Origin of the sequence: Paracoccus sp. J55 (assembly GCF_000513975.1) — a bacterium.
Lineage (GTDB): Bacteria > Pseudomonadota > Alphaproteobacteria > Rhodobacterales > Rhodobacteraceae > Paracoccus.
On record NZ_AZVA01000006.1, the window covers coordinates 1 to 25,425 of the forward strand.

24 protein-coding genes and 1 tRNA gene are annotated in these 25,425 nt (G+C 67.5%); 10 read left to right on the top strand and 15 right to left on the bottom strand.

All coding sequences use genetic code 11. The features are described from left to right. Positions 1-153 (bottom strand): helix-turn-helix domain-containing protein (locus PARJ55_RS23895; RefSeq protein ID WP_156929446.1); only part of this gene is annotated, 153 nt, incomplete at its 3' end. Positions 154-508: 355 nt separating this feature from the next. Here PARJ55_RS23895 and PARJ55_RS24505 point away from each other — a divergent pair. Continuing rightward, the gene (locus tag PARJ55_RS24505; protein ID WP_232215678.1) at positions 509-1,096 is read left to right on the top strand and encodes a DUF983 domain-containing protein; all 588 of its coding nucleotides are present in this window, start codon (positions 509-511) and stop codon (positions 1,094-1,096) included. A gap of 54 nt (positions 1,097-1,150) precedes the next feature. Here the strand turns inward: PARJ55_RS24505 and PARJ55_RS23900 are convergent, their stop codons facing one another. The 3 genes from PARJ55_RS23900 to PARJ55_RS0107490 form a co-directional block, all read right to left on the bottom strand. Then, complete coding sequence (locus PARJ55_RS23900) at positions 1,151-1,351, bottom strand: hypothetical protein (RefSeq protein WP_156929447.1); 201 nt, start codon at positions 1,349-1,351, stop codon at positions 1,151-1,153. A 62-nt stretch (positions 1,352-1,413) separates the two neighbouring features. After that, positions 1,414-1,785 (bottom strand): hypothetical protein, encoded by a 372-nt coding sequence (locus PARJ55_RS0107480; RefSeq protein ID WP_028712470.1) that lies wholly within the window; start codon positions 1,783-1,785, stop codon positions 1,414-1,416. 554 nt (positions 1,786-2,339) lie between these two features. Then, positions 2,340-2,429 (bottom strand) — tRNA-Ser (locus tag PARJ55_RS0107490). Positions 2,430-2,577: 148 nt separating this feature from the next. On the opposite strand from PARJ55_RS0107490, the gene PARJ55_RS0107495 reads away from it, so the two are divergent. The 3 genes from PARJ55_RS0107495 to PARJ55_RS21590 are packed head-to-tail and all read left to right on the top strand — an operon-like array spanning position 2,578 to position 7,194. After that, positions 2,578-3,672, top strand: a complete 1,095-nt coding sequence (locus tag PARJ55_RS0107495; protein WP_028712471.1) for an NUDIX domain-containing protein — start codon at positions 2,578-2,580, stop codon at positions 3,670-3,672. A gap of 46 nt (positions 3,673-3,718) precedes the next feature. Beyond that, entirely contained in the window at positions 3,719-4,750 is a 1,032-nt protein-coding gene (locus PARJ55_RS0107500) for a cysteine synthase A (RefSeq protein WP_028712472.1), read from the top strand. Between the two features lie 8 nt (positions 4,751-4,758). Further along, complete coding sequence (locus tag PARJ55_RS21590) at positions 4,759-7,194, top strand: DUF3772 domain-containing protein (RefSeq protein WP_084637798.1); 2,436 nt, start codon at positions 4,759-4,761, stop codon at positions 7,192-7,194. Positions 7,195-7,279: 85 nt separating this feature from the next. Here PARJ55_RS21590 and PARJ55_RS0107510 read toward each other — a convergent pair whose 3' ends face one another. From PARJ55_RS0107510 to PARJ55_RS0107525, 4 genes are all read right to left on the bottom strand, one after another. Further along, positions 7,280-8,350, bottom strand: a complete 1,071-nt coding sequence (locus PARJ55_RS0107510; RefSeq protein ID WP_028712473.1) for an AI-2E family transporter — start codon at positions 8,348-8,350, stop codon at positions 7,280-7,282. A gap of 56 nt (positions 8,351-8,406) precedes the next feature. After that, entirely contained in the window at positions 8,407-11,151 is a 2,745-nt protein-coding gene (gyrA, locus tag PARJ55_RS0107515; protein WP_028712474.1) for a DNA gyrase subunit A, read from the bottom strand. 94 nt (positions 11,152-11,245) lie between these two features. Continuing rightward, positions 11,246-11,740, bottom strand: a complete 495-nt coding sequence (locus PARJ55_RS0107520) for a disulfide bond formation protein B (protein WP_028712475.1) — start codon at positions 11,738-11,740, stop codon at positions 11,246-11,248. Positions 11,741-11,793: 53 nt separating this feature from the next. Then, a complete protein-coding gene (locus PARJ55_RS0107525) occupies positions 11,794-12,390 on the bottom strand; it encodes a DedA family protein (RefSeq protein WP_028712476.1) in 597 nt (198 codons plus the stop codon). Positions 12,391-12,521: 131 nt separating this feature from the next. On the opposite strand from PARJ55_RS0107525, the gene PARJ55_RS0107530 reads away from it, so the two are divergent. Continuing rightward, the gene (locus PARJ55_RS0107530) at positions 12,522-13,373 is read left to right on the top strand and encodes a neutral zinc metallopeptidase (protein ID WP_028712477.1); all 852 of its coding nucleotides are present in this window, start codon (positions 12,522-12,524) and stop codon (positions 13,371-13,373) included. Positions 13,374-13,465: 92 nt separating this feature from the next. On the opposite strand, the gene PARJ55_RS0107535 is transcribed toward PARJ55_RS0107530, so the two are convergent. Then, the gene (locus PARJ55_RS0107535) at positions 13,466-13,654 is read right to left on the bottom strand and encodes a hypothetical protein (protein ID WP_028712478.1); all 189 of its coding nucleotides are present in this window, start codon (positions 13,652-13,654) and stop codon (positions 13,466-13,468) included. Between the two features lie 55 nt (positions 13,655-13,709). Here PARJ55_RS0107535 and PARJ55_RS0107540 point away from each other — a divergent pair, with 55 nt between their 5' ends. Continuing rightward, a complete protein-coding gene (locus tag PARJ55_RS0107540) occupies positions 13,710-14,162 on the top strand; it encodes a type II toxin-antitoxin system RatA family toxin (protein ID WP_028712479.1) in 453 nt (150 codons plus the stop codon). Here the strand turns inward: PARJ55_RS0107540 and PARJ55_RS0107545 are convergent. From PARJ55_RS0107545 to PARJ55_RS22950, 4 genes are all read right to left on the bottom strand, one after another. Continuing rightward, complete coding sequence (locus tag PARJ55_RS0107545) at positions 14,150-14,755, bottom strand: hypothetical protein (RefSeq protein WP_028712480.1); 606 nt, start codon at positions 14,753-14,755, stop codon at positions 14,150-14,152. The two genes, PARJ55_RS0107540 and PARJ55_RS0107545, sit on opposite strands and share 13 nt — an antisense overlap. A gap of 95 nt (positions 14,756-14,850) precedes the next feature. Then, complete coding sequence (gdhA, locus tag PARJ55_RS0107550; protein ID WP_028712481.1) at positions 14,851-16,212, bottom strand: NADP-specific glutamate dehydrogenase; 1,362 nt, start codon at positions 16,210-16,212, stop codon at positions 14,851-14,853. 266 nt (positions 16,213-16,478) lie between these two features. After that, positions 16,479-17,768 (bottom strand): crotonyl-CoA carboxylase/reductase, encoded by a 1,290-nt coding sequence (gene ccrA, locus PARJ55_RS0107555; protein ID WP_028712482.1) that lies wholly within the window; start codon positions 17,766-17,768, stop codon positions 16,479-16,481. Between the two features lie 183 nt (positions 17,769-17,951). After that, the gene (locus PARJ55_RS22950) at positions 17,952-18,824 is read right to left on the bottom strand and encodes an alpha/beta hydrolase (RefSeq protein ID WP_051416183.1); all 873 of its coding nucleotides are present in this window, start codon (positions 18,822-18,824) and stop codon (positions 17,952-17,954) included. 269 nt (positions 18,825-19,093) lie between these two features. Between PARJ55_RS22950 and PARJ55_RS0107565 the strand changes: the two genes are divergently transcribed. Then, positions 19,094-21,052, top strand: coding sequence for a protein meaA (locus PARJ55_RS0107565; protein ID WP_028712483.1), 1,959 nt, complete (start codon positions 19,094-19,096; stop codon positions 21,050-21,052). A 100-nt stretch (positions 21,053-21,152) separates the two neighbouring features. Here PARJ55_RS0107565 and PARJ55_RS0107570 read toward each other — a convergent pair whose 3' ends face one another. Further along, positions 21,153-22,058, bottom strand: coding sequence for a DMT family transporter (locus PARJ55_RS0107570; RefSeq protein ID WP_036713897.1), 906 nt, complete (start codon positions 22,056-22,058; stop codon positions 21,153-21,155). Continuing rightward, positions 22,058-22,627, bottom strand: coding sequence for a peroxidase-related enzyme (locus PARJ55_RS0107575; protein ID WP_028712485.1), 570 nt, complete (start codon positions 22,625-22,627; stop codon positions 22,058-22,060). The genes PARJ55_RS0107570 and PARJ55_RS0107575 overlap by 1 nt, the downstream gene beginning before the upstream one ends. A gap of 365 nt (positions 22,628-22,992) precedes the next feature. Here PARJ55_RS0107575 and ffh point away from each other — a divergent pair, with 365 nt between their 5' ends. From ffh to PARJ55_RS0107590, 3 genes are read left to right on the top strand one after another with little or no spacing between them, the layout of a single operon-like run. Further along, positions 22,993-24,489, top strand: coding sequence for a signal recognition particle protein (gene ffh, locus PARJ55_RS0107580; protein ID WP_028712486.1), 1,497 nt, complete (start codon positions 22,993-22,995; stop codon positions 24,487-24,489). Beyond that, positions 24,490-25,020 (top strand): GNAT family N-acetyltransferase, encoded by a 531-nt coding sequence (locus tag PARJ55_RS0107585; RefSeq protein ID WP_028712487.1) that lies wholly within the window; start codon positions 24,490-24,492, stop codon positions 25,018-25,020. Between the two features lie 60 nt (positions 25,021-25,080). Next, positions 25,081-25,377: a chorismate mutase gene (locus PARJ55_RS0107590; RefSeq protein WP_028712488.1), complete on the top strand. Its 297-nt coding sequence runs from the start codon at positions 25,081-25,083 to the stop codon at positions 25,375-25,377. The last annotated feature ends 48 nt before the right edge of the window (positions 25,378-25,425 follow it).

Consider the following 25,425-nt stretch of genomic DNA (forward strand, 5'->3'; position numbering starts at 1 on the left):
CCGCCTGACCTCGGCCGTCCGTCGGTAGCCCGGTGGCACCGAGAAGGTCATCATCTTCGCAACCGTGTCACGCGAGATGTTGAACACCCGCGCCGCTTCCCGCTGGCTCATGCCTTCCGCGCAAGCCTGGCGAACTCTCAGATATAGGTCCACGCTGTAAATCCTCACGCCCTCCCTGCCGCCGCAGAAAGGGAATAGGTGGACGACTTTTACGCCGCCCGCAGCAGCACCAAGCCACCGCTACCGTGGACGAATTTCTCACCGCCGTTCTCAGCCGCCATGTTGGCCCCAAAAATCCCAGCCCGAGGCAACCCGCCCTGTCGCCTGTGGTCCGCGGAAGGGAGTGCCCTGCCGCTGCAAGTCCGAGCCGGGCAAGCGGCGCTGCAAGCTTCACGGCGGCAGAAACGCCAGGCAGATCGCTGGCGAAACGGACCAGCGGCAGGAGCCAGGTGCATGACATGCTGGAGCGGCGTGGACCTGTGCGTGAGCAGGTGACGCGCGAAGCCCTATGCTGCTATTCTCCCAGCGTGGGTGCGAAATTGCAGACATACAAGGTTTCGCGGCGTGGCAGTTCCCGACCTCGGCGGGCATGGACTTGGCTTCGAAGCGTATCGAGGGTTGCGGCATGTGCAATGCGCGCGACAAACATCCTCTTTGCCGCGGGTGTCCCGGCATCCAAACCTCGTTCCATGACGTTCCTCTCTGGCAGGAGCAATCGGAGCGAACAACCATGACAGAGGAACGGGACGAGCGGGCCGCGGCGGCAAGAGGGCTGATGGGCAGGTGCCCGCATTGCGGCAAGGGCCGGCTGTTCAAGGGATATCTGACCATCGTGCAAGAGTGCGACTTATGCGGCGAACCGTTGGGGCTCTATCGGGCCGCAGATGGTCCGGCTTTCTTCACCATGACCATCATGCTCCTGCTGCTGATCCCGATGATCGGCTTCACCTGGGCGATCTATCGGCCAGACCCGGTGACGCTGCTGATCGTGGTGGGGGTGGCGATGACCCTGCTGACCTTGATCATTCTGCGCCTCGTGAAGGGGGCGTTCGTCGGCTATTTGTGGGCCAAGCATGAGCAGGACAGAGGCGCTTGACCCTGCGCTGGCCCGGGACCGCCCCCGCGGACCGATCTCCGCAGGGGCGTCGCCTCACCCGAGCAGCCAATAGGCGGCAGCGGCAATGGCGCCAAAGCCGGCGAGCATGATGCACCAGTTCAGCAGCACAGCCTTGCCGGACTGGGCCTGTCCGGTTGCGGGCGGCTCTGCGGGCTCAGGCGGTGCAACGCCGGTCTTTGGATTTTCGGCAAACGGCGTCCGGCGTGCCGCCGGTTCGTCTTCATGGGAATTCATCTGTCGTCCTCGTGAACGCAAGGGTCATGATCTGCCAGCCCGGAATCGGTGGCAGAGCGATGTCAGGCGGTCATGCGAAGGGACGGCGGCGCGCGGGCCCAGGGAACCAGCGCGCCGGCGCACAGACCGATTTGCGGGTGATCGGCGAAGGCGAGCGCCGCCGCTATGCGCGGCAGTGGCGGTGGGGGCTCCGACGGCGGCAGCGCAGTTGCGGCCAGCGGGCGGATCTGCACCGCATCCTTGCGGGCGATCAGGTCGCGCCCATGAATCGCCGTCAGGGCCAAGGTCGGCTTGCTCAGTTGCTGGGACTGGCTGGCCGCCGCGGTGACTTGTGGTCCGGGCAACATGACGACCAGCAGAACCAGCAGCAGGGCCAGCCATAGCCTCGCCGCATGCGATGGGATCGCCGTCTGAGGAGCCTGTGCGTCCGTCATGCTTCGACTGATCCACATACCCGGCCGGGACACAAGGCTTCGGCTCGCCTCTCGCGACGAAATCGCAGCGGGTTGCGATGCACCGCTGCCGCAAGAAGCCGGGCTGCCCTTCTGTCGATCCGACGGCCGAGATTCGCGGAATCGCAGGATGATTGCTGCCAAAAGCAGGCAATCCCGGGCTTGCTGACTGGGCGTTTTTGTGGCCTTTGCAAAAGCTCCATGGAGCGGTCTGCGCGCCCCGGCCGGCAAGGGAAGGCCGCTCAAAGACGGCAAAGCAGCTACCCGTGCGCATCTCGATCAATGTCCGCGAGGCGACCCCGGCGGGCTCGCTGGTCCAGTCCACCGCCCCAAGGCGCGTCGCGACGGCCACCGCCGACTGACCGGGGTAGACCGCGCGGCCCCGGCCGGTGCGGTCGCAGATCACCAAAGCGACGGGCAATTCCGCGCGGCGGTTCGGGCGTTCCGAAAGCGGTTGGATTGGGTCACGTTTGGGACACAAAACGGGCCACTGTCTTTCCCTAAGTGGCTGTTTTTGCTGATGCTGCTGGGGAAAGTGGCGGAGAGGGTGGGATTCGAACCCACGGAACCCGTGAAGGCTCAACGGTTTTCGAGACCGCCCCGTTCGACCACTCCGGCACCTCTCCGCGCTTTCGGGTGGTGGCGGCGATTTAGACGGGCGGGGGTTGAAGCGCAAGGGGCTTCGCGCGAAAACCGCGAAAATTTTGTCCCTGGAGGGATCATGGCAGAAACAGGCATGGCCGGGCAGGCCGAAAGCATCCGGGGACCGCGGCTATGCCGCTGCTGATCGGGCCGCTGGCGCATCCGCTCCTGCGGGCCCGCCTGGCCCCCCAAGCCATCGAGGCCGAACCGTTGCAGGGCAGGCTGATCGGCGGCCGCATGGCCGGGATCGCGGCGGACGGCTGGCCCCGCCTGGCCGTGGGCAGCGACAGCCTGCCGCTCTGGCAGGCCGACTGGACGCCGGCCCTGCGCCGCTATGCCGCGATCTTCGGCCTGGCGCCGCAGCGGCATGAGGGCCGGGAGGTGCTGGGCCTGGGCGAGCCGGCCGAGGCCGCATCCGAATGGCAGCCCGAACTGGCGGCCGCGATGGCAGACAGGGTGCTGGCCCTGCCCTGGGACCAGCCGGCCGAGGCGATCCGCAGGCGCCTGCCGATGATCGCCAGCTGGGTCGCCTCGCGCCAGCGCGCCCTGGCCGAGACCGCGGGCCTGCCGCATGTGGGGCCTGCCGCCATCGACCGGACCCGCATCGATTCGGTCGAGGAGCCCTATGCCGACTATTTCTCGGTCGAGGCGATCCGGCTCAGCCAGCACCGCAACGATGGCGGCCGGACGCCGCCGTTGCTGCGCGCGGTCTTCGTCTCGGGCGATGCGACCGTCGTCCTGCCCTGGGACCCGCTGCGCGACCGGGTCATGCTGATCGACCAGCTGCGCGCCGGACCCTTGGCGCGCGGCGATGCGCAGCCGTGGCTTTACGAGACCGTGGCCGGCCGCGTCGATGCCGGCGAGACCCCGGAACAGGCCGCCCGGCGCGAGGCGGTCGAGGAAACCGGCATCGCCGTGACGCGCCTGTTCCCGGCGCCGCACAACTATCCCAGCCCCGGGGCGGTGGCGGAATACCTCTATCTCTATGTCGGCATCGCCGACCTGCCGGATGACAGCGCCGGACTGGGCGGGCTTGCGACCGAGGACGAGGATATCCGCTCGCATCTGATCCCGCGGGCCGAGCTGACCCGCATGGCGCTGGCGGGCGAGATCCGCAACGGACCGCTTCTGAACCTGGCGCTGTGGCTGGAACTGCGCCGCCACGAAATCCGCCGTGAACTGGGGCTGGAGGCAGAGACCGCCCCGGCGGGGTTGCCGCCGTCATAGGGCGGCGTGTAAACCGGGCGGGAACATCCTGCGAAAGGCCAAGCCCATGCGCATCTGCCCCGACCTCGCCTCTGCCATCGGCAACACTCCCCTGATCCGGCTGCGTCGCGCCTCGGAAGAGACCGGCTGCGAGATCCTGGGCAAGGCCGAGTTCATGAACCCGGGCCAGTCGGTCAAGGATCGCGCCGCGCTCTATATCATCAAGGACGCGCTGGAGCGGGGCGAACTGAAGCCGGGCGGCACCATCGTCGAGGGCACGGCGGGCAATACCGGCATCGGCCTGGCGCTGGTCGGCGCCTCGATGGGCTTCCGCTCGGTCATCGTGATCCCCGAGACGCAGAGCCAGGAGAAAAAGGACATGCTGCGGCTGGCCGGGGCCGAGCTGGTCGAGGTGCCCGCGCAGCCCTACAAGAACCCCAACAACTACGTGCGCTATTCCGGTCGCCTGGCCGAGGAGCTGGCCAGGTCCGAGCCGAACGGCGCCATCTGGGCCAACCAGTTCGACAATGTCGCCAACCGTCAGGCGCATCTGGAAACCACCGGCCCCGAGATCTGGGAACAGACGGGCGGCCGCGTGGACGGCTTCATCTGCGCGGTCGGCTCGGGCGGGACGCTGGCGGGCGTCGCCATGGCCTTGCAGCCCAAGGGCGTCAAGATGGGCCTGGCCGATCCCGAGGGCGCGGCGCTTTACAGCTTCTATACCGAGGGCAAGTTCGAATCGCCCGGTTCCTCGATCACCGAGGGCATCGGCCAGGGCCGCATCACCGCGAATCTCGAAGGCTTCACCCCGGATTTCGCCTATCGCATCCCGGATGCCGAGGCGCTGCCGGTGATCTTCGACCTGCTGGAATACGAGGGGCTCTGCCTGGGCGGCTCGTCGGGGATAAATGTCGCCGGCGCGATCCGCATGGCGAAGGACATGGGTCCCGGTCACACCATCGTGACGGTGCTTTGCGACTATGGCACGCGTTACCAGACCAAGCTCTTCAACCCCGACTTCCTGCGGGCCAAGGGCCTGCCGGTGCCGGAATGGATGACGCGCCAGCCGGCGGACCTGCCCGAGGTGTATCAGGACTGACCCGCCCCATGCCCCGCCTTTCGTCCCGCCTTGCCGCGCTGCCCCGCCTTGCGACGCTGCTGGCCGTGTTCCTGCTGGCCTTCAGCCTGCCGGTGCTGGCGCAGCAAGAGGCCGAGGCCCCGGATTTCGCCGCCTGGAACAAGCTGGCCGAGCAGGCCGAGCAGATCCTGGAATCCGGCTCGGCCAATGACGTCCGGCTGCAGACCATCCGCGACGAGGTGGTGAAATGGCGCGAGCGGCTTAAGGCGGCGCAGGGCATCAACGCCACGCGGATCGCCACGCTGAAGGAACAGATCGCCGCGCTCGGCCCGCCCCCGGCCGAGGGCCAGACGGAATCCGAGGACATCGCCGCCCGCCGGAAGGAGCTGAACGAGCAGCTCTCGACCCTGCAGGCACCGGGGTTGCAGGCGGTGGAATCCTACGGTCGGGCCGACGGCATCGTCACCCAGATCGACCAGACCCTGCGCGCCCGCCAGACCTTCGCGCTGATCCGCAAGACGCCCTCGCCGCTGAACCCGGCCAACTGGGGGCCGGCCATGGCCGAGGCGGGCCATGTCGCCGGCCAGATCTATGCCGAGGCGCGCAACCGCTGGGACAGCACCGGCGGCATGAGCGGCTTTACCGCGCGCCTGCCGCTGATCGGCGGCTTCCTGCTGGTGGCCCTGCTGCTGCTGTCGCGCGGCCGGCACTGGGTCGATTCCCTGCCGTCCCGGCTGTCGGCGCGCGCCAGCGAGCGGTCGCGGGCGGCGCTGATCTTCGGCGTCTCTCTGGGTCAGATCGCCATCCCGCTGATCGGGGTGATCCTGTTCGCGGCGGCGCTGGCCTCGACCGATCTGCTGGAAGAGTGGGGCATGCCGCTCTTGCGGTCGGTGCCGGCGGCGGGGCTGTCCTTCTTCGGCGGCATCTGGCTGGCGCGTCGGCTGTTCCCCGCGCCCGACACCGCCGTGCAGCCGCCGCTGCCGATGAGCGAGGAGCACCGCGCCAAGGCGCGACTGCGGGCCACGCTGCTGGCCTCGGCCCTGGCGCTGCACCAGCTTTTCGCCCGCTCCATCCTGCCGCTTTCCGGCTTCAACAGCCAGAACGACACCGATACCGTGCCCCAGCGCCTTGGCGAGGCTTCGGCCGGGGTCTGGCACTTCCTGCTGGTGCTGTTCGGCGCCTTCTGCCTGTTCCAGCTTTGCAACATGCTGCGCGGGCTGCGGGCGGCCGAGGGCTCGGACACGCCGGATTACCGCATCCGCGTGGTCAGCTTCCTTGCCATGGTGGGGCGGCTGGCGGCGCTGGTCGCGCCGGTTCTGGTGGCGGCGGGCTATGTCACGGCGGGCAACGCGCTGCTCTGGGCGCTGGTGCTGACCCTGGCGCTGGTCGGGCTGCTGATCATCCTGCAGGACTTCACCGCCGACTTCTACGCCATGGCCAAGGGCGGCGACCAGTCGGCGCGCGACGCGCTGATGCCGGTGCTGGTCGGCTTTGCGCTGATCCTGCTGTCGCTGCCGCTTTTCGCGCTGATCTGGGGGGCCCGCGCCAGCGACCTGGCCGAGGCCTGGAGCAAGGCGCAGCAGGGCTTCGCCTTCGGCGGCGTGCGGCTGTCGCCGATGGCGATCCTGACCTTCCTGATCGTCTTTGCCATCGGCTATTTCCTGACCAATTTCGTGCAGGGCGCCTTCCGCAGCTCGATCCTGCCCAAGACCCGGCTGGATGCGGGCGGGCAGAACGCGGTCTCCTCGATGATCGGCTATGTCGGCGTGGCGCTGGCGGCGGTCTTTGCCGTCACCTCGGCCGGGATCGACCTGACCTCGCTGGCCTTCGTCGCCGGTGCGCTGTCGGTTGGCATCGGTTTCGGCATGCAGCAGGTGGTGTCGAACTTCGTGTCGGGCATCATCCTGCTGGTCGAGCGGCCGATCGCGGTCGGCGACTGGATCGAGGTCGGCGGCCAGCAGGGCATCGTCAAGAAGATGGCGGTGCGGGCCACCCAGATCCAGACCTTCGACCGCACCCAGGTGATCGTGCCGAATTCGAACCTGATCACCCAGCCGGTCACCAACTGGACGCGCGGCAGCCTGGCCGGGCGGATCATCGTGCCGATCACGGTGGGGGTGACGGCCGACAGCCGGCAGGTGGCCGCGCTTTTGCGCGAGATCGCCGAGGACCAGCCGACGGTGCTGGTGAACCCGCCCCCGGCGGTGCTGTTGCGCAGCATCACGCCCACGGGACAGAATTATGAACTGCGCGCCGTGCTTTCAGACATCAACGGCGGCACCTCGATCGTCTCCGAGATCAATCATCAGATCCTGGAACGCTTTGCCGCGGCGGGGATCGCGCTGCCCGGCAGCGCGCGCGGCGCGCAGGATATCTACCTGCACCAGGCCGAGGGCGAGGCGCCTGCCGCCCTCTCCTCCGTCGGCCCGCAGGACGAAAAAGACCCGACCGGCCGCAGCAGCTGAGAAGGCGCCGCGCCTTGCGCATGGTCCGCCGGCCGCGCCCTAGGCCCCGTCCGGTCCAAGCCGGCGCCGCGCCCGCCTCTTGCGCCTAGCGGCGCAGGCCGCTGGGCGGCTCCTGTTCGGGCAGGCCCTCTTGCGAAAGCATGATCGCCACCGGGCGCAGCCAGGGGATCTGGGCGCAGACGATCATGATCGCCACCATGATCGGCACGGCCAGGAAGGTGCCGGCGATGCCCCAGACCACGCCCCAGAACGCCAGCGACAGCACGATGCCAAAGGAGGACAGCCGCAGCGTCTGGCCCAGCAGCATCGGATCGAAGACATTGCCGATGATGAATTGCACCGCCACGGTCAGCCCGCCCACGGTCAGCGTCGTTGCCGGGTCGCCGGTCTGCGCCAGCACCATGGCGATGGTGATGACCGTGGCCGCGATCGAGCCCAGCGTCGGGATGAAGTTCAGGATGAAGGTCAGCATGGCCACCGCCCCGGCCAGTTCCAGCCCCTGCACCCGGAAGATCGTCCAGATCAGCGCCGCCGTGACGGCGCTGATCGCCGCCTTGACCACCAGATAGCGGTTCACCCGCCGCATGATCTTGTGGACCGTCTCCAGCACCTGCCGGGCCTGGTCCGGGTCGCCGGTCAGGCGCTCGATCTTGATCGGGAACCAGATCCTTTCGCTGAACATGAAGCCGACGAAGGTCAGGATCAGCACCGAGCCCGAGATCAGGTTCGACGCCTGCGCCGCCGCCGAGCGGATCCAGCCGGCGACGTCGATATTGCCCATGAAGGTGCTGATCGCCTCCTGCACGTTCGGCCCCCAGCGCTGGCTGAGCCGCGCCAGCGCCGCCTGCGCCCGGTCGGCATAGGCAATCGAGGTCGAGACCACCTCGTTCACCTGCGCCACCACCGCCGTCGCCGCCCAGAGCAGGCCGATGGCGATGGCGATCAGCGCCAGCGTCGTCGCCAGCCAGTTCGGCACCTTCAGCCTTGCAAAGGCGGAAATCGCGTCGCTGGTCAGCGAGAAGATGATGATGGCCAACACCAGGCAGATGAGGATGAAGCGCGCCTGCACCAGCAGGAACAGGATCAGGCCAAAGGCGATCACGCCCAGAAAGCCGGTCTGCAACCGCTCGCCCAGATGCGAGTCCCGCCCGTTCAATCCCATCCCCTCATGCTGTCGGCGGCAGGGCGCGATGCGCGCGCCCCGGCCCCGTCTCAGGCTTCGGCCTCATCCTCGCCATTCTCGGCGATGCGGGCAACAGAAACCACCTCCTCGCCGGGTGCGGTGCTGAAGACGCGCACGCCGCCGGCAGAGCGCGAGCGGAAGCTGATGCCCTCGACCGGCACCCGGATCGATTGGCCGGTCGAGGTCGCCAGCATGATCTGGTCATCGCCCTCGACCGGGAAGCTGGCGACCAGCGGCCCGCCGCGCATGGCCTTGTCCATCGCCATGACGCCCTGGCCGCCGCGGCCGCGCAGCGGATAGTCGTGCGACGAACTGATCTTGCCGGCGCCCTTGGCGGTGATGGTCAGGATCAGCTCCTCGGCGGCCGACATCTCGGCATAGCGTTCCTGCGAGATCGCGGTCTCGGCGACGGCATCCTCGTCCTCGTCCTCCTCGGCGCCGTCGTCCAGCGCGCCGGCCACGGCACGGCGCATCTTCAGATAGGCGGCGCGTTCCTCGGACCCGGCCTCGAAATGCCGGATCACCGACATGCTGACCACCTTGTCGCCGTCGTTCACCAGCCGGATGCCGCGCACCCCGGTGGAATCGCGGCCCTTGAACACCCGCACGTCGGTGGTCGGGAAGCGGATCGCCCGGCCGGCGGCGGTGACCAGCATCACGTCGTCATTCTCGGTCGCCATGCGGGCGCCGATCAGCTCGACCCCTTCGGGCAGCTTCATGGCGATCTTGCCGTTGCGCATGACATTGGCGAAATCCGACAGCGCGTTGCGGCGCACGTCGCCTTCCGAGGTGGCGAAGATCACCTGGTAGCCGTCCCATTCGCTTTGCGGCGCATCGACCGGCATCAGCGCGGCGATGGAAACCCCGGGCTGGATCGGCAGGATATTGACGATGGCCTTGCCCTTGGCGGTGCGCCCGCCCAAGGGCAGCCGCCAGGTCTTCATCCGATAGACCATGCCGTCGGTGGTGAAGAACAGCAGCTCCGTATGGGTATTGGCGACGAACAGGGTCGTCACCACGTCGTCCTCTTTCGTCGCCATGCTGGACAGGCCCTTGCCGCCGCGGCGCTGGCTGCGGAACTCGGCCAGGGCCGTGCGCTTGATATAGCCGCCCGAGGTGATGGTGACGACCATGTCCTCGCGCTCGATCAGGTCCTCGTCGTCCAGATCGCCGGCCCAGTCGGTGATCTCGGTCCGGCGCGGCACGGCGAAGAGGGTCTTCACCTCGGTCAGCTCGTTCGAGATGATGCCCATGATCCGCTCGCGCGAGGCGAGGATGGCCAGGAATTCCCGGATGGAATCGGCCAGCGTCTTCAGCTCGTCGGTGACCTCCTGCACGCCCAGCTGGGTCAGGCGCTGCAGGCGAAGTTCCAGGATGGCGCGGGCCTGGGTCTCGGACAGGTTGTAGGTGCCGTCCTCGTTCACCGGATGCAGCGGGTCGTCGATCAGCCGCAGGTATTCCACGATCTCATGCGCCGGCCAGCGCCGCTCCATCAGCCGCGCCCGCGCCTCGGCGGCGTCGGCCGAGCTGCGGATCGTCGCCACCACCTCGTCCACGTTCGAGACCGCGACGGCAAGGCCGCAGAGCACATGCGCGCGCTCACGCGCCTTCTTCAGCTCATAGGCGGTGCGGCGGGCGACCACCTCCTCGCGGAAGGTGATGAAATGCGTCAGGAAGTCGCGCAGCGTCAGCTGCTCGGGCCGGCCGCCGTTCAGCGCCAGCATGTTGGCGCCGAAGCTGGTCTGCATGGGGGTAAAGCGGAACAGCTGGTTCAGCACCACCTCGGCGGTGGCGTCGCGCTTCAGCTCGATCACCACCCGCACGCCGACGCGGTCGGATTCGTCCTGCACATGGGCGATGCCCTCGATGCGCTTTTCCTTGGCAAGCTCGGCGATCTTCTCGATCAGCGTCGCCTTGTTCACCTGGAAGGGGATCTCGTCGAGGATGATCGCCTGACGGCCGGCGCGGGTCTCCTCGATCCGGGTCTTGGCCCGCACGACGATGCTGCCGCGCCCTTCCAGATAGGCCTTGCGCACGCCCGAGCGGCCCAGGATGATGCCGCCGGTCGGGAAGTCCGGGCCGGGCACGATCTCCAGCAACCGCTCGGTCGGCAGGTCAGGATTCTCGATCAGCGCCAGCGTGGCGTCCACGACCTCGCCCAGGTTGTGCGGCGGGATGTTCGTGGCCATGCCGACGGCGATGCCGCCGGCGCCGTTGACCAGCATGTTCGGGAAGCGCGCCGGCAGCACGGTCGGCTCGCGGTCCTTGCCGTCGTAATTGTCCTGGAAATCGACGGTGTCCTTGTCGATGTCCATCAGCAGATAGGCCGAGGGCTTGTCCATCCGCACCTCGGTATAGCGCATGGCTGCCGGGCTGTCGCCGTCCATGCTGCCGAAATTGCCCTGGCCGTCCAGAAGCGGCAGAGACATGGAAAAGTCCTGCGCCATCCGCACCAGCGCGTCATAGATCGAGGCGTCACCATGCGGGTGATACTTACCCATGGTGTCGCCGACCGGGCGGGCCGACTTGCGATAGGGCTTGTCATGGGTGTTGCCGGTCTCGTGCATGGCGAAGAGCACCCGACGATGCACCGGCTTCAGTCCGTCGCGCAGGTCGGGAATCGCCCGGCTGACGATCACCGACATGGCATAGTCGAGATAGGAGGAGCGCATCTCGTGCGAGATGTCGATCACCGGGCCGTCGTGATGCATCACGGCGCGCTCCGATCCGCCGTTCTCGGGGGTATCGTCATCGTTTTCAGGGATGTCAGCCACGGGGGAAACCTCAAGATCTTGTTGGGCATGGGTCTATCCCATACCCGCCTTGGGTGCAATCTTGACGGGGCGCGGCCGGGCGGGAAATCCCGCCTCAGGCCAGCCCGGCCTCGCGCCGGCGGCCGCGGACCGAGGCCAGCCACAGCGCCGCAAGCCCGGCCGAGAGAATGGCGTTCCAGCCCGCCATCGAGATGCCGAACAGGCTCCAGGCCACCTCGTCGCAGCGCACCACCGGCGCCTGCTGCAGCGCCGCCATCAGGTCCTGCGTGGACATGGTGGCCAGCCCCGACACGCCGCCCGAGCAATGCTGCGGTCCCTGCCAGATCTGCAACTCGACCCCGGCGTGGTAGATGGCGAGGCCGGTGGCGCAAAGCGCGGCGATCAGCCCCAGCGCCGCCAGCCAGCGTTTCCAGCCGAAGAACCAGATCAGCCCGCCGATGATCGCGGCGGCCAGATGCGGCCAGCGTTGCAGGATGCAGAGCTCGCAGGGCGCATAGCCCAGGCTCTGGAAGGTCAGCGCGGCGGCCAGCAGGGCGGCGGAACCCGCGCCGGCGGTCACGGCGATATGCTTGCTCGAAAATCCGTTCATGGGCTTTCGGTTAGGACCGCGCGCGGCGGCCGGCAAGTGCCAATCGCGTGAACTCAATGCGGCTTCCAGGTGACGACGCGGTAAAGATAGATCGCCACCACTGCCACCACCACCAGCTTGGACAGCGGATCGACCCAATCCGCGACCAGCGCATAGTTTTCGTGCAGCATCAGCCCGGCGAATGTCAGCACCCCGGTCCAGAGCGCGCTGCCGATCACGGTATAGAGCAGGAATTTCCACATCGGCATGCGCGCCAGCCCGGCGGGAACCGAGATCAGCGTCCGAATGGCCGGGATCATGCGGCCGAAGAACACCGCCATGGCGCCGTGGCGCTGGAACCAGTCATGCGCCGCGTCGATATCCGAGGGCGAGAGCGTCAGCAGACGGCCATGGCGGGCGGCGAAGCGCTTCAGCCGCTCCTCGCCGAACCAGAGGCCGATGTAATACCACATCAGCGTGCCCAGGACCGAGCCGATGGTGCCGACCAGGATGGTCAGGGTCAGCGACATGCGGCCGCTGCCGGCCAGGAAGCCGGCCAGCGGCATGATCACCTCGGAGGGGATGGGCGGAAAGACGTTCTCGGCCACCATCAGCATCAGCACGCCGAGATAGCCCCAGCTCTCGATCGTCGAAACCACCCAGTCGAACATGCCTGCCCCTTTCGTTTCGGACCCTGCTGCGGGCTGGGGCCGGAACTGTCAACCCTGCGCGGGTGTTGCGCCGGGACGAGGTTGCGGTAACCTTGGCGTGAAGGGCCGGATCGCGGCGGGGAGGGTGGCGGATGGAATGGCGGGGCAGACGCGGCAGCCGGAATGTCGAGGACCGGCGCGGCATGGGCCGGGCGGCGGGCGCGGGCGGCATGGGCGTCGTCGGCGTTCTGGTGGTGCTGGCGGTGGGCTATTTCTTCGGTATCGACATCTCGCCCATCGTCGGCGCCATCGATGATGGCGGCCGGCAGGGCGAGCCGCGCGAGCTGACCCAGGAAGAGCGCGAGATCGGCCAGTTCGTCTCGGTGGTGCTGGCCGATACCGAGGAGGTCTGGGCCGGCGTGCTGCCCGACCAGGCGGGGATGCGCTATCAGGAGCCGGGCCTTGTGCTGTTCTCGGGCGCGGTGCAGTCGGCCTGCGGCGGCGCCTCGGCGGCGATGGGGCCATTCTACTGCCCGGGGGACCGCAAGGTCTATCTGGACACGGATTTCTTCCGGGTGATGGCCGGCAAGATGGGGGCGGGAGGCGATTTCGCCTATGCCTATGTCATCGCGCATGAGATCGGCCATCACGTGCAGAACCTGACCGGAACGCTGGGCGAGGTGAACGGGCTGCGCGCCCGCGTCGGCCAGCGCGATTCGAACCGGCTCTCGGTGCTGACCGAGCTGCAGGCGGATTGCTATGCCGGGATCTGGGCAAGGCAGGCCAGCGAGCAGTTCGGCAGCATCGAGGAGGGCGACATCGACGAGGCGATCAACGCCGCTGCCGCCGTGGGCGACGATACGCTGATGGAAAGCGCCGGCCGCGCGGTGGTGCCCGACGCCTTCACCCATGGCTCGGCCGCCGAGCGCCAGACTTGGTTCAAGCGCGGCTTCGCCTCGGGGCAGATGGCGCAATGCGACACGTTCAAGGCGGCCGGGATGTAGGCGGCCGCTTGGGTATTTGCCGAACGAAGAAGCCGGGCGCTGGGCCTGAGGACGCCGTTGCGGGGGTATGGGGAAAGGGGGCCGGAGCGGCCTTACGGGCGCTGCAGGTGCAGGCCGCGCGGCCGGTCCATGGTCGCCCAGTCCGGCCAGAGCCCGAAATGTTCCAGCCCCGCCAGCAGCAGGCCCGCCGCGATGATGGCGAGCACCAGCATCACGGTGCGCGGCTTCGGCGGGTGTCTTGCCCAGCGTGAAGCCCGGATCAGCCAGATGAGGTTGTTCATCGCCCCTTTCCTTTGCTAGTGCTGCCCGAAACGAATACGGCCCCGGACGATTTCCTTGCCCCAGCACAGCGACAGCCGCATCCTGCCCTATACCGCCGACCAGATGTATGCGCTGGTGGCCGATATCGAAAGATATCCCGAGTTCCTGCCCTGGAACACCGCCGCCCGCATCCGCGCGCGCCGGCCTGGCGCTTCGGGCAGTGAAGTGGTCGAGGCTGACCTGGTCATCAGCTTCAAGGTGTTCCGCGAACGATTCGGCTCTCGCGTGACCTTGTGGCCCGAGACCAGGCGCATCGACACCGAATATCTGGACGGGCCGTTCAAGTACCTGCGCAGCGGCTGGAGCTTCGCGGACCTGCCGGAAGGCGGCTGCAGGGTGGAGTTCTTCGTCGATTTCGAATTCCGCAACGCCATTCTCGGCAAGGTGATCGGCGTGGTCTTCGGCGAGGCGATGTCGCGCATCGTCCGGGCCTTCGAGGACCGGGCCAAGGCGCTTTACGGGACCTGACGGGCGGCCTGCCAGATCGCGTATTCCGGCGCCAGCGCCTCGCGCAGCCGCGCCTCGGCCGCCGGCGGCAGGTCCGTCGTGGCCTGGGGCGAGATGTTCCTGCGCCGCAGCGCGATCCGGGTGCCGAGGCGCTGCGACAGGAATTCGACCAGCGCCGGCATCGCCTCGTAGCGGAAGACGTGATCGACCGCGATGGCGCCGTCATGGTCGATCAGGAATTCCGACTGCCGGCCCAGCCGGGCGTATTCGGGCCGGTTCCCCGGCCGCAGGTAATCGGCGGCGAACGCCTCGAAGCTGACATGGGCGGTGCTGTTCGCATGGCCGATCAGCCCGTCGCGGGCGCGGAAGCGATACCAGCTGCGCAGCCAGTCCAGCGGCTCGCGCACCACCGCCACCGTCTCGAATTCCGGCCCGCCCAGCGGGTTCAGCAGCGGCCGGATGCGGTTGAGATATTGCCGCAGGTTCAGGTGCTTGATTTCCGGGCGCGAGCGGAAGGCGATCTCGGCCTGCGGCGAAAGCGCCTCTTCCAGCGCGGTGGTGCCGGTCTTGGGAACCGAAAGCAGCACGAGGCGGGGCTTGAGAAAGATCAGCATGAACAGGACAACCCATGGACGAAAACACCCATGCGCATTAGCGGGCCTGTCCCGGGCTGGCAAGGCGGGCCGGGGGTGCCGGCCCGCGCAGGGGATCAGATCACGCCGAAGGCGCGCATCGGCTCGGCCACGCGGATGAAGCCGGCGATGTTGGCGCCGATCACGTAATCGCCCGGGGCGCCGAATTCCTCGGCCGTGCTGTAGCAGCTGTCATGGATGTCGCGCATGATCTCGGCCAGCTTCGCCTCGGTCTTCTCGAAGGACCAGCGGTCGCGCGAGGCGTTCTGCTGCATCTCCAGCGCCGAGGTGGCGACGCCGCCGGCATTCGCCGCCTTGCCGGGGCCGAACTTGACGCCGGCCTGCTGGAAGGCCCGGATCGCCTCGGGGGTGCAGGGCATGTTCGCGCCCTCGCCGACCGCCGTGACGCCGTTCTTGACCAGCTTGGCCGCGTCCTTGCCGGTCAGCTCGTTCTGCGTGGCCGAGGGCATGGCGACTTCGCAGGCCACGTCCCAGATCGAGCCCTCGCCGGATTTCACGAAATAGGCGCCGTTGCCTTCGCCTTTCATCCGGACGTATTGCGAAATGCGGCCGCGGCGCACCTCCTTGATTTCCTTGACCAGCGCCAGGTCGATGCCGGACTCGTCCACGATATAGCCCGAGCTGTCCGAGCAGGCGATGACCTTGCCGCCGAATTCCTGCACCTTCTCGATGGTGTAGATCGCGACATTGCCCGAGCCCGAGACCACGACCGTCTTGCCGTCGAAATCGGTGCCGCCGGTCTTCAGCATGGCCTGGGTGAAATAGGTGTTGCCGTAGCCGGTTGCTTCCTTGCGGGCCAGCGAGCCGCCGTAGAACAGCCCCTTGCCGGTCAGCACGCCGGCCTCGTAGCGGTTGGTCAGGCGCTTGTACTGGCCGAACATATAGCCGATCTCGCGCGCGCCGACGCCGATATCGCCGGCCGGCACGTCGGTATATTCGCCCAGGTGGCGGTAAAGCTCGGTCATGAAGCTTTGGCAGAAGCGCATGATCTCGCCGTCCGAGCGGCCCTTGGGATCGAAGTCCGAGCCGCCCTTGCCGCCGCCGATGGGCAGGCCGGTCAGCGCGTTCTTGAAGATCTGTTCGAAGCCGAGGAACTTGATGATGCCCACGTTCACCGAGGGGTGGAAGCGCAGGCCGCCCTTGTAGGGGCCCATGGCCGAGGAGAACTGCACCCGGAAGCCGCGATTGATCTGCACGCGGCCCTTGTCGTCGGTCCACGGCACGCGGAAGATGATCTGGCGCTCGGGCTCGCAGATGCGTTCGATCAGCGCGTCTTCGAGGTAGTCCGGGCGCTTGGCGACCACCCGGCCCAGGCTTTCCAGCACCTCGCGCACGGCCTGATGGAACTCGGGCTCGCCGGCGTTGCGGCGGACCACCTCCTCGTAGATGGGGGCAAGCTTGTCATCGATCTGCGGCATGTCGCGGAATCCTTCCCTTGGGGTCGGAAGGCTCCTTAGCCCAAGGTTCAGGCAGTTTGAATGGGGTAGGCGCAATATTTGGGCAAAATGCCGAAGTTTTCGGCGGAATGCTGTGCCGACCCGATAATAAATCGGTGAATATCAAAGAGTAACGCGATTTTATTCTGCCTGTTGACAGAGCAGCAGGCTTTTCCGCGCCTTTCCGCAGACGAAAAGACCGCCCGGCGCCTCCCCGCGCCGGGCGGTCGGCATGCGCCGGGGCCGGGTCAGCGCCGCCCCGCCTCCAGCGCGTCCTCGAAGGTGCGCAGGCCGGTGACCGGCGACTGCACCAGCACCGCCATGTTGCCGGGCTTGTGCTGGTTGCGCAGCATCTTCAGATGCGCCTGCGGGATTTCCGCCCAGGGGAAGACCTCGGACATGCAGGGATCGATGCGGCGTTCCAGCATCAGCTTGTTGGCGGCGCTGGCCTGTTTCAGATGCGCGAAATGGCTGCCCTGCAGGCGCTTCTGGTGCATCCACATGTAGCGCACGTCGAAGGTGCAGTTGAAGCCCGAGGTGCCGGCGCAGATCACCACCATGCCGCCCTTCTTGCAGACCAGGGTCGAGACGGGGAAGGTCGCCTCGCCCGGGTGCTCGAAGACGATGTCGACATTCACGCCCTTGCCGGTGATGTCCCAGATCGCCTTGCCGAACTTGCGCGCCTCGGCGAACCACTCCTTGTATTCGGGGGTGTTCACCGTGGGCAGCTGGCCCCAGCACTTGAAGTCCTTGCGGTTGATGACGCCCTTGGCGCCCAGCGACATGACGAATTCGCGCTTGTCCTCGTCGCTGATGACGCCGATGGCGTTCGCCCCCGCCGCGTTGATGAGCTGGATGGCGAAGCTGCCAAGCCCGCCCGAGGCGCCCCAGACCAGCACGTTCATGCCCGGCTTCAGCTCATGCGGCTCGTGCCCGAACAGCATCCGGTAGGCGGTGGCCAGCGTCAGCGTGTAGCAGGCCGATTCCTCCCAGGTCAGGTGGCGGGGCCGCTTCATCAGCTGCTGGGCCTGGACGCGGGTGAATTGCGCGAAGCTGCCGTCCGGCGTCTCATAGCCCCAGATGCGCTGGCTGGGCGAATACATCGGGTCGCCGCCGTTGCATTCCTCGTCGTTGCCGTCGTCCTGGTTGCAGTGGATGACGACCTCGTCGCCGACCTTCCAGTTCTTGACCTTGTCGCCCACCGCCCAGACGATGCCCGAGGCGTCGGAACCGGCGATGTGATAGGGCGCGCCATGGCCGTCGAAGGGGCTGATCGGAACGCCCAGGCCAGCCCAGATGCCATTGTAATTGACGCCCGCCGCCATCACCAGGACCAGCACCTCGTTGCTGTCGATCGGCGGCGTCTCGACCACCTCGACCTGCATGGCCTTGTCGGGCTCGCCATGGCGTTCGCGCCGGATCGCCCAAGCGTACATCTGCTTGGGCACATAGCCCAGAGGCGGCATCTCGCCGATCTCGTAAAGGTCCTTTTCCGGTGCGTCATAGGGCGCGATCGGGGTCGGTTGGTCCAGGGCCATCTCAGAGTCCTCTCTTGCCGCCTCCTTGCGCCGGGGGTTCCGCCGCGGCGCAGAATCAGCGCGGGTTACAGGGCAGGTTGTAAGATCGTCCGCGCAACAATGCAACATTCCAGATGCAGAAATTATAATAATCTGTCGTAACGGATTTGCGAGGCGCCGCAATGCAGCGCAGATCGGGCGTCTTTACCCCGCCAGATGCCGCAGCAGGAAACCGGCCAGCGCCTCTTGCGTGCGGGTAGCCGTGAAACCGGCGCTGCCATGGCGCTCATCGGGCAGAATGGCGAAATCCACGGCCGCACCGGGATCGATCGCCAGCCAGGCCTCGCGCAGGCGCCGCGCCTGGCCCGGCGGAACGATGCGGTCTTCTGCCCCGTGGCGGATCATCAGCGGCGGCAGCGGCGTGCCGGGACGCATGGCGCCCAGCCGGCCGACCGGCGACAGCGCCGTCGCCTCGTCTCGGCGCTGGCCCACGGCATAGCCGACCAGCAGCGATTCGGCGCTTTGCGGCGAATCGGCGGGCAGGCGTCTGGGCGCGCCGCCCAGCCGCGCCATGTCGGCATCCATGCTGCCGAAGTCCATCGGCCCGTAGAAATCGACCACCGCGCGCGGCGGCCGGCCCTGCATCGCCAGCGTCAGCGCCGCCGAGACCGCCAGGAACGCCCCGGCCGAACGCCCGCCCAAGGCGCCGCGCCCCGGCTTCAGGCCCAGATCGGGCCCGTCACGGCGCAGGAAGTCCAGAGCGGCCAGCACATCCTGTTCCTGCGCCGGCCAGAGCGCCTCATTCGACAGCCGGTAATTCATTCGTATCACGGCGATTCCTGCCCGCAGCAGCTCGGGCGGCACCGGCAAGAGCCGCTTGTCGCCGGCGCGGAAGCCGCCGCCATGCAGGTCGAGCAGCCAGGGGAAAGGTCCGCCGCCCTGCGGCAGATGGATGTCCAGCCGGTTGCGGGGCGAGGCATCGGAATAGGCCAGGTCGTGCAATCCGGGCCGCGCCCCGGCCGGCCGGGCCGCCAGAGCGGCCAGGATCCCAAGGGTCGAGCGGCGGGTCAGCACCATGGGGCGCTCCGTTCCTGTCGATGGGCCTCGTCCGTGGGCCTCGTCCGTCGGGGCCAAGGCTAGCATCCGCCCCTCCCGCCGCCAACGCTGCAACTGCATTATTTGCCGCGGCCGCAGGTTTTCCCGGTTTTCTGCCGTTTTCCACGGCATCGACCGAGAACATCGCACCGACCGCAGCGTCAGGTTCTCTCTGCGATGCGGCGAATTGACCGGGCAGGATTATTACGCTATCGCTATGCCTGTCGTAATAATGTTGCGAGGGAAATCCCGTGGCCGAGAAAGACAAACCCTGGCTCTTCCGCACCTATGCGGGCCATTCGACCGCCGAGAAATCCAACGCACTCTATCGGGGCAACCTTGCCAAGGGGCAGACCGGCCTGTCGGTGGCCTTCGACCTGCCGACGCAGACGGGCTATGACAGCGACCATGTCCTGGCGCGGGGAGAGGTCGGCAAGGTCGGCGTGCCGATCTGCCATCTGGGCGACATGCGGGCGCTGTTCGACCAGATCCCGCTGGAACAGATGAACACCTCGATGACCATCAACGCCACCGCGCCCTGGCTGTTGTCGCTCTATATCGCCGTGGCCGAGGAGCAGGGCGCGGATGTCACCAAGCTGCAAGGCACGGTGCAGAACGACATCATCAAGGAATACCTGTCGCGCGGCACCTATATCTGCCCGCCGAAACCCTCGCTGCGGATGATCACCGACGTCGCGGCCTATACGGCGAAGCACCTGCCGAAATGGAACCCGATGAACGTCTGCTCCTACCACCTGCAAGAGGCGGGGGCGACGCCCGAGCAGGAGCTGGCCTATGCGCTGGCCACGGGCATCGCGGTGCTCGACGATCTGAAAACCAAGGTCGAGCCGCAGGATTTCCCGGCCATGGTCGGGCGCATCAGCTTCTTCGTGAACGCCGGCATCCGCTTCGTGACCGAGATGTGCAAGATGCGCGCCTTCACCGAGCTCTGGGACGAGATCTGCCGCACCCGCTACGGCATCGAGGAGGAGAAATACCGCCGCTTCCGCTATGGCGTGCAGGTGAACTCGCTGGGCCTGACCGAGCAGCAGCCGGAAAACAACGTCTATCGCATCCTGCTGGAGATGCTGGCGGTGGTGCTGTCGAAGAATGCCCGCGCCCGCGCGGTGCAGCTGCCGGCCTGGAACGAGGCGCTGGGCCTGCCGCGCCCCTGGGACCAGCAATGGTCGCTGCGTATGCAGCAGATCGTCGCCTATGAAACCGACCTGCTGGAATATGGCGACCTCTTCGACGGCAACCCGGCCATCGCCGCCAAGGTCGAGGAGCTGAATTCCGGCGCCCGCGCGGAGCTGGCGACGCTGGACGAGATGGGCGGCGCCATTGCCGCCATCGAATACATGAAGTCGCGGCTGGTCGAATCCAACGCCGAGCGGCTGAACCGCATCGAGGCGAACGAAACGGTGGTCGTGGGCGTCAATCGCTGGCAGCAGGGCGAGCCCTCGCCGCTGACCGCGGGCGACGGCGGCATCATGGTCGTCGATCCGGCGGTCGAGCAGGACCAGATCGCCCGGCTGAACGCCTGGCGGCAGGCGCGCGACGAGGCGGCCGTCGAGACCGCCCTCGCCGCGCTGCGCGATGCCGCGCAGAGGGGCCAGAACGTCATGCCGTTTTCCATCGCCGCGGCCAAGGCGGGTGCGACGACCGGCGAATGGGCGGCGGTGATGCGCCAGGTGCACGGCGAATATCGCGGCCCGACCGGCGTCTCGGCCAGCCCGTCCAACCGCACCGAGGGGCTGGAGCCGATCCGCGAGGCGGTGGACGCCGTCAGCCGCCGCCTGGGCCGGCGGCTGAAATTCCTGGTCGGCAAGCCCGGGCTCGACGGCCATTCCAACGGCGCCGAGCAGATCGCCTTCCGCGCCCGCGATTGCGGCATGGACATCACCTATGAAGGCATCCGCCTGACGCCCGAGCAGATCGTGACGCGCGCCGCCGAGGACAATGCCCATGTCGTCGGCCTGTCGATCCTGTCGGGCAGCCACCTGCCGCTGATCGAGGAGTTGATGGAGCGCATGCGAGCCGCCGGTCTTTCGCATGTCCCGGTGGTGGTCGGCGGCATCATCCCCGACGAGGACGCGGCCCGGCTGCTGAAGATGGGCGTGGCGCGGGTCTATACGCCCAAGGATTTCGAGCTCAACCGGATCATGATGGATATCGTGGCCCTGGTCGAGCCCGAGGAGGCGGTCGCCTGATCCGGTGGCACGGCCGCATGGGTATTTGAGGAACGAAGAAGTCCGGGAGCCGTGCCTTCGGCTTCTCTGTTGTGCAAATACCCAAATCGCGGCCGCGCCGTCAGTCCTTCAGCAGCAGAAGCAGCGCGGCGACGGTCGCCAGCACCCCGGGCAGCACGGCGAGCGGCGGCAGGCCGCGGGTCAATGCGGCCTCGAGCCCGATCACCCAGGCCGGGGTCAGATAGGTATAGGCCATCACCTTGGAGGAGGGCAGGCGCATGGTGGCGAATTGCACCAATGCCGTGGTCAGCGCGCTGGCGAAGATCGCCACATAGAGCAGCGTCACCCAGACGATGGCCGGCAGATGCGCCCAATCGGTGCGCAGGATCGCCTCTCCGCCCCAGACCAGCAGGATCAGCCCGCCTGCGCAGAGCGTGGCGAAGGTCGACACGATCGGCGCCTCGCCGCGGTTCAGCCGCCGCACCATCGGCGTATAGAGCGCATGCGCCGCGCAGCCGACCAGGTAGATCGCCTCGCCGCGGCCGAATTCCAGCCGCATCAGCGCCGCCGCGTCGCCGCCGAAGATCACCCAGAGCGAGCCCGCCGCCCCCAGCGCCAGCGCCACGGCGATGCGCCCAGTCATGCGCTGCCGCATCAGAAGCCAGCCGAAGCCCGCCGACATCAGCGGCGTCAACGTGAACACCGCCGCCGCCGAGACCGGCAGAGCGGTCTTGAGCCCCTCGAACATCAGCACGAAATAGGCGGCGAAAAGCCCGCCCAGCAGAAGGTAGCGCCAGGGTGCCCGAAAGCTTGCGCGCGGGATGCCGGGGCCGGCAAGGGCCACGCCGCCGACCACGCCCGCCGCGATGGCGAAGCGCGCCGCCGAGATCGCCGCCGGGTCGATCAGGTTCGCCGCCCGCGCGCCGAGCGAGAAGGAGCCGGCGATCGCGGCCGAGAACAGCAGCATCGCCGCATGGCCCTGCAGCGCCTCGCGCTGCATCTGCGGCACCGCGGACAGTTCGGCCATCAGCCGCGGCCCAGCATGTAGAATTCGTCGTTCGGCCGGATGTCGCCGGCATTCACCAGCCGGTTCGACATGCCGAAGAAGGCGGCGATGGCGCCGATGTCCCAGATCTCGTCCTGGTCGAACCCGGCCTCGCGCAGCGCCTGGTGATCCGCCTCGCCGATCTGCTGGGCGTTCAGTGCCACCTTCTCGGCATAGGTCAGCATGGCGCGTTCGCGGGCCGACAGGTCGGCCTTGCGCCAGTTCACCGCCATCTGGTCGGCGATGAAGGCATTCTTCGCGCGGATGCGCAGGATCGCGCCATGCGCCACCACGCAATACTGGCACTGGTTCAGCCCCGAGGTGGCGACCACGATCAGCTCGCGCTCGGCCTTGGTCAGGCCCGACTCGCGCTCCATCAGCGCGTCGTGATAGGCGAAGAAGGCGCGGAACTCGTCCGGGCGATGCGCCAGCGCCAGGAAGACGTTCGGCACGAAGCCGGATTTCTCGGCCACCTTGCGGATGCGCGTGGCGATGTCCTCGGCCATCTCGTCAAGCGAGGGCACGGGAAAGCGGCTGATGGAATGGGTCATGGCTCGGTCCTCCGGGGGCCGAGGTTTTCACCAAAGCCGAGGCAGGGTCAATCCGTGGGCGAGAGCGATTGGTCGACACTAATCTCAAGTCAACGCATGGCTAACCTTTAAGTTAACAAGTCAAACTGAGATCAGTTCTAAGTTGAATTGGCACCATTACAGTCGAGTTGCAGTCAACAAGAAGTTGACCTCCGGTTGACTTGGCCTCGATTTCGGCCTATCCACACCGGGATTCCCGGAAGGTCCGCCCTTCCGGTCCCCGCCCGCCGGGGATCGCCCCCCGTCAGCGCGTTGCGCCCACGGGGGCGTCACTGTTTATTCGCGCCCCATACCCGGGGCAACGGCAACCATCAGGAGGGCCGCCGATGTTTGAAAACCTGTCCGACCGCCTTGGCGGCGTCTTCGACCGGCTGACCAGGCAGGGTGCGCTGTCCGAGGAGGACGTCGCCGCCGCCATGCGCGAGGTGCGCGTCGCGCTGCTGGAGGCCGACGTCTCGCTGCCGGTGGCGCGCAGCTTCGTGAAATCGGTGACGCAGAAGGCTACCGGCGCCGCGGTCACCAAGTCGATCACTCCCGGCCAGCAGGTCGTGAAGATCGTCCATGACGAGCTGATCAAGGTCCTGCAGGGCGAGGACGAGCCCGACGCGCTGCGCATCGACAACCCGCCGGCGCCGATCCTGATGGTCGGGCTTCAGGGCTCGGGCAAGACCACCACCACCGCGAAGCTGGCGAAGCGCCTGAAGGACCGCGAGAAGAAGCGCGTGCTGATGGCCTCGCTGGACACCAACCGTCCCGCCGCCATGGAGCAGCTGGCGATCCTGGGCCAGCAGATCGGCGTCGATACCCTGCCCATCTTGCCGGGCGAGAATGCCGTGCAGATCGCCAGACGCGCCAAGCAGCAGGCGACGCTGGGCGGCTATGACGTCTATATGCTCGACACCGCCGGCCGGCTGCATATCGACGAAGTGCTGATGGACGAGGTGCAGGCGGTCCGCGACGTGGCGAACCCGCGCGAGACGCTGCTGGTCGTCGACGGTCTGACCGGCCAGGACGCGGTGAACGTCGCCGGCGAATTCGACGGCAAGGTCGGCATCTCGGGCGTGGTGCTGACCCGGATGGACGGCGACGGCCGCGGCGGCGCGGCGCTGTCGATGCGTGCCGTGACCGGCAAGCCGATCCGCTTCGTCGGCCTTGGCGAAAAGATGGACGCGCTGGAAGCCTTCGACGCGCAGCGCATTGCCGGCCGCATCCTCGGCATGGGCGATATCGTCGCCCTGGTCGAGAAGGCGCAGGAAGTGCTGGAGGTCGAGCAGGCCGAGCGCATGATGCGGCGCTTCCAGAAGGGCATGTTCAACATGAACGATCTGCGGGGCCAGCTTGAGCAGATGCTCAAGATGGGCGGCATGCAGTCGATCATGGGCATGATGCCGGGCATGGGCAAGATGGCCAAGCAGGCCGAGGCCGCCGGCTTCGACGACAAGGCGATCAAGCGCCAGATCGCGCTGATCAATTCGATGACCAAGAAGGAACGCGCCAATCCGGACATCCTGCAGGCCAGCCGCAAGAAGCGCATCGCCGCCGGCGCCGGCATGGAAGTGTCGGAACTGAACAAGCTGCTGAAGATGCAGAAGCAGATGGCCGACACGATGAAGAAGCTCGGCAAGATGGGCAAGGGCGGCATGCTGAAACAGGCCATGCGCGCCATGACCGGCAAGGGCGGCGGGCTGCCCGACATGGCCAATGTCGATCCGGCCAAGATGGCCGAGGCGACGAAGATGTTGCAGGACCCCAAGGGGCTGGGCGGCGATCTGGGCAAGCTGAACCTGCCCGGCGGACTCTCGGGACTGTTCGGGAAGAAATAAGTGGTCACGCTCTCCGACACGCCCGTGCTGACGACCGAGCGACTGGTCCTGCGTGCCCCGCAGGCCGGCGACTGGCCGGCATGGCGCGATTTCGCCATCGGCGAGCGGGCGCGCTGGATCGGCGGCCCGATGGTCGAGCCGGGACAGGCATGGCGGGCCTTCGGCCATATCGTCGGCCATTGGGTGCTGCGCGGCTTCGGCTCCTTCGTGGTGACGGATCGCGACGGCGGCGCGCCGCTCGGCTTGGTCGGGCCCTGGTTCCCGGATGGTTGGCCCGAGCACGAGCTGGGCTGGACGCTCTGGGACGTCGCGGTCGAGGGCAGGGGCATCGCGCATGAGGCGGCGCTGGCCGCCCGCGACTTCGCCGCCCGGCAGCTCGGCTGGACCACCGCCGTCAGCTATATCCTGCCCGCCAATGCCCGCTCGGCCGCCCTGGCCGAGAGGCTGGGCGCGGTGCGCGACCCGGATGCGGCGCATCCCGGCAAGGAACCCTGCCTCGTCTATCGCCATCCGATGAGGGGCGCGGCATGAGCAAGTCCTTCGGCGGCGCCCATGCCCCCTGCAGCCAGATTTCAGCCAGCGGAGACCCGAATGAGTGACCCGACCGCCCGCGCCGCGACGCTGCTCAAGGAGCATCGCGCCAGCATCGACCGGCTGGACGCGATCCTGGTCTATACGCTTGCCGAGCGGTTCAAGCACACCCAGTCCGTCGGCCGCCTCAAGGCCGAACACGACCTTCCGCCGTCCGATCCCGCCCGCGAGGCGCAGCAGATCGAGCGGCTGGAACGCCTCGCGCGCGAGGCCGATCTCGACCCGGAATTCGCGCGCAAATTCCTGAACTTCGTGATCGCCGAAGTGATCCGGCATCATGAACGATACCACGCCTAGGATGCGTCAAGACGCAGCCTGCCAACCGCAACCCGACCCGTAGGCTGC

Bases quoted from the DNA above. Each gene is read 5' to 3' on its own strand.
- ccrA (WP_028712482.1), bottom strand. From the start codon at position 17,768: ATGGCCCTGGACCAACCGACCCCGATCGCGCCCTATGACGCACCGGAA.
- PARJ55_RS0107530 (WP_028712477.1), top strand. From the start codon at position 12,522: ATGGAATGGCGGGGCAGACGCGGCAGCCGGAATGTCGAGGACCGGCGC.
- gdhA (WP_028712481.1), bottom strand. From the start codon at position 16,212: ATGCCGCAGATCGATGACAAGCTTGCCCCCATCTACGAGGAGGTGGTC.
- PARJ55_RS0107590 (WP_028712488.1), top strand. From the start codon at position 25,081: ATGAGTGACCCGACCGCCCGCGCCGCGACGCTGCTCAAGGAGCATCGC.
- PARJ55_RS0107575 (WP_028712485.1), bottom strand. From the start codon at position 22,627: ATGACCCATTCCATCAGCCGCTTTCCCGTGCCCTCGCTTGACGAGATG.
- PARJ55_RS23900 (WP_156929447.1), bottom strand. From the start codon at position 1,351: ATGAATTCCCATGAAGACGAACCGGCGGCACGCCGGACGCCGTTTGCC.
- PARJ55_RS0107545 (WP_028712480.1), bottom strand. From the start codon at position 14,755: ATGCTGATCTTTCTCAAGCCCCGCCTCGTGCTGCTTTCGGTTCCCAAG.
- PARJ55_RS0107535 (WP_028712478.1), bottom strand. From the start codon at position 13,654: ATGAACAACCTCATCTGGCTGATCCGGGCTTCACGCTGGGCAAGACAC.
- PARJ55_RS0107480 (WP_028712470.1), bottom strand. From the start codon at position 1,785: ATGACGGACGCACAGGCTCCTCAGACGGCGATCCCATCGCATGCGGCG.
- ffh (WP_028712486.1), top strand. From the start codon at position 22,993: ATGTTTGAAAACCTGTCCGACCGCCTTGGCGGCGTCTTCGACCGGCTG.
- PARJ55_RS24505 (WP_232215678.1), top strand. From the start codon at position 509: ATGCTGCTATTCTCCCAGCGTGGGTGCGAAATTGCAGACATACAAGGT.
- PARJ55_RS0107570 (WP_036713897.1), bottom strand. From the start codon at position 22,058: ATGGCCGAACTGTCCGCGGTGCCGCAGATGCAGCGCGAGGCGCTGCAG.
- PARJ55_RS0107495 (WP_028712471.1), top strand. From the start codon at position 2,578: ATGCCGCTGCTGATCGGGCCGCTGGCGCATCCGCTCCTGCGGGCCCGC.
- PARJ55_RS0107520 (WP_028712475.1), bottom strand. From the start codon at position 11,740: ATGAACGGATTTTCGAGCAAGCATATCGCCGTGACCGCCGGCGCGGGT.
- PARJ55_RS0107525 (WP_028712476.1), bottom strand. From the start codon at position 12,390: ATGTTCGACTGGGTGGTTTCGACGATCGAGAGCTGGGGCTATCTCGGC.
- PARJ55_RS0107500 (WP_028712472.1), top strand. From the start codon at position 3,719: ATGCGCATCTGCCCCGACCTCGCCTCTGCCATCGGCAACACTCCCCTG.
- PARJ55_RS22950 (WP_051416183.1), bottom strand. From the start codon at position 18,824: ATGGTGCTGACCCGCCGCTCGACCCTTGGGATCCTGGCCGCTCTGGCG.
- PARJ55_RS21590 (WP_084637798.1), top strand. From the start codon at position 4,759: ATGCCCCGCCTTTCGTCCCGCCTTGCCGCGCTGCCCCGCCTTGCGACG.